General features: G+C 61.8%; 2 protein-coding genes. Both read right to left on the reverse strand.

What is annotated here, in order from left to right:
- Positions 1-764 (reverse strand): ABC transporter permease (locus ACRXB1_RS34055; protein WP_449494541.1); only part of this gene is annotated, 764 nt, incomplete at its 3' end.
- Entirely contained in the window at positions 761-2,338 is a 1,578-nt protein-coding gene (locus ACRXB1_RS34060; RefSeq protein WP_449494542.1) for a sugar ABC transporter ATP-binding protein, read from the reverse strand. The genes ACRXB1_RS34055 and ACRXB1_RS34060, both read right to left, overlap by 4 nt.
- Positions 2,339-2,760: the final 422 nt, after the last annotated feature.

Raw genomic sequence — 2,760 nt, forward strand, 5'->3', positions numbered from 1 at the left:
TAGCGCGCGGCGAGCACGAGCGCCGCAAGACCCGCGAGCGCGCCGGTCAGGATGAAGGTGATCGTTGTCACGCGCCGGATGTTGATGCCGGAGTAGAGCGCGGCGGTCGGATTGCCGCCTGCGGCATAAACCCGTCGGCCGAAGACGCTGTAATGCAGCAGCAAGACGCCGCCGATCACCGCAAGCAGCGTCCACAGAATGGGTACCGGCACGCCGAAGATATCGCCTTCGCCGAAGATCGATACGAACGAGTCGTTGGTGATGATGACCGGCTTCGTGGTGGTGACGAGCAGGGCGAGTCCACGTGCGGCGCTGAGCGTGCCGAGCGTCACGAGAAACGATGGAATGTTCAGCCGCGTCACGACCACGCCGTTGATCGCGCCCACGATCGCGCCGGTCCCGATCCCGGCAATCGCGCCGATGATCCAGTTGTCGCCGAGGTGCGCCATTGCGAGCGCGGCGGACATGCCGGACAGCGCGAGCGTCGAGCCGACTGACAGATCGATCTGCCGCGCGATGATCACGAAGGTCATGCCGATCGCGATGATCGATACAAGCGCGGTCTGCCGCCCGATATTGAGAAAGTTGTCGATGGACAAAAACCACGGCGACGCGAGGCTGAACACGACCAGCAGGATTGCGAAGGCGACATATAGCATGTAGGGCCGTTCGCCCTGCAGCAAAAGCCGCGCGATTCGCAACGCGCGGCTGGGCGGTTGCGCGGTCAGCGGGTCGGACGCGAGCGGCGTGACGGAGTCGTTCATGTTGCGGGCTCTTCCTGGAAACGAGGGAGTTGGATCAGGTGATGCAATGCCTCGGCGTTGCTGACGTTTTTGCGATCGACCGTGTTGACGATGGCGCCGTCCACGACGATCGAAATGCGGTCGCACAGGCGCAGCAGTTCGTCGAGATCCGACGACACGACGAGCACGCCCGTCCCCGCGCGCGCAGCGTCGTGGACGACGGCGTAGAGCTCTTCGCGCGCGCCGACATCCACGCCGACGGTGGGTTCATCGAGTAAAAGCAGCGTGGGGCGCGGGTTGTTCCATTTCGCAAAAACGACTTTCTGCTGGTTGCCGCCGGAGAGGAATTTCACTTGCGTATTGGGGCCGGGCGCTTTTACCGCGAGCAGTTTCATCGCGCTTTTCGCCTGTCGCGCCGCGGCGTGGCTTTGCAGCCAGCCCGCACGCGAAAAAAGCGAGAGCCACGGCAACGTCAGGTTCCGTTCTATCGAATGGTCCAGCACGAGACCTTCGACGTGGCGGTCTTCCGGCACGAGCGCAACGCCAAGCCTGATGGCGGCGGCAGGCGTCAAACGTCCGGCCTGCTGTCCGTTGATCGCAAGCATGCCCTGGGTGACTGCACGAAGCCCGAACAGCGTCTGCAGGATTTCCGTACGGCCGCTGCCAATCAAGCCGGCGAGTCCGTGGATTTCGCCCTGGCGCACCATGAGACTGACGTCGTGCAGACGGTCGTTGCTGACGTTGGTCATGGTGAGGACGGGTTTCGCCTCGAGACCGGAAGCGAGCACGCGCGGCGTGCCCGCCGCAACTTCCCGTGCATGCATTGCGGCATGTCCCGGTCCGACGATCGCCGCGACCAGCTCTTTCATGTTCGTCTGCGCGGTCGTATAAGAACCCGCGTTGGCGCCGTCGCGGAACACGGTGACGCGCTGCGAAATACGGAACACCTCATTGAGCCGATGCGTCACATAAATCACGCCGACGCCGCGATCCGTCACCGTGCGGATCGCCTTGAAGAGGATCTCTTCTTCGCCGCCGGTGAGGGCGGACGTGGGTTCATCGAGGATGAGCACGCGCACGTCGCCCATCAGCGCCTTGCAGATTTCCGTCATTTGCCGATACGCGAACGGCAGTGATCCGACCATCGCGCGCGGATCGAGCGGAATGCCATGCGCCTTCAGAAATTCGCCGACGTGCGCCATGAGTTCGCGTTTCTTGACGAAGCCAAAGCGCGTGCGCGGCTCGCGGCCGAGCATCAAATTCGCGCCGACGGACATCGATTCGACGAGGCTCAGGTCCTGGTAGACCACGGCGACGCCGGCATCGCGCGATTTCGCGGGGGAATCGAACGCGACTCGTGCGCCGTCGATCTCGATCACGCCCTGATCGCACGCATGCACGCCGCTCAGGATCTTGATGAGCGTCGATTTTCCCGCGCCGTTTTCGCCCAGCAGCGCGTGGACTTCCCCAGGAAGCACCTCGAGATTCACGCCGCGAAGCGCCTGCACGCCACCAAATCGCTTGGTGACGCCGGCCACGCGTATCAACGGCGCGGCCATATCCGGCGATAAAGCGGCCACGGATGGCTCACTCATGTCGCATGTCTCCTTCGTCAGGACAATGCCTGCGATTTTTTTGTGCGTTGCGAGAAAAAGCACGCGTTGTTGTCAACTTCCCATCGTGCGGATGATGGGTCGATAACATTTGATGGCTACATACTCGGCCCGCAGGAGCGAAGATGTAATAAGTGCATCTTCTAATGTGAAGATCCTGACTTTCCTGTTAGTTTGAATTGCTCGGATTTTGGCTTGCGGTCGGCCGGTGTCGCCGGCGAAATGATTAGTAACCATTGAGTAACCAAATCGGGCCGGATTTGCTCTATTTTCGTGACTTCAGTTTCCTTGGATCGTCACGAAATGAACTCAGGCAAGTTACTCAGCGCAGCCGTGCTCGGCGGCGTGGTGTTGGTCAGCGGTTGCGCGGTCGTGCCGCCGAGCGGGCCGAGTGTTGTTGCGTA

Source organism: Caballeronia sp. M23-90 (assembly GCF_053574605.1).

What these genes read in the sequence shown, in the direction of transcription:
- ACRXB1_RS34060 (WP_449494542.1), bottom strand. Translation starts at nt 2,338, where the DNA reads ATGAGTGAGCCATCCGTGGCCGCTTTATCGCCGGATATGGCCGCGCCG.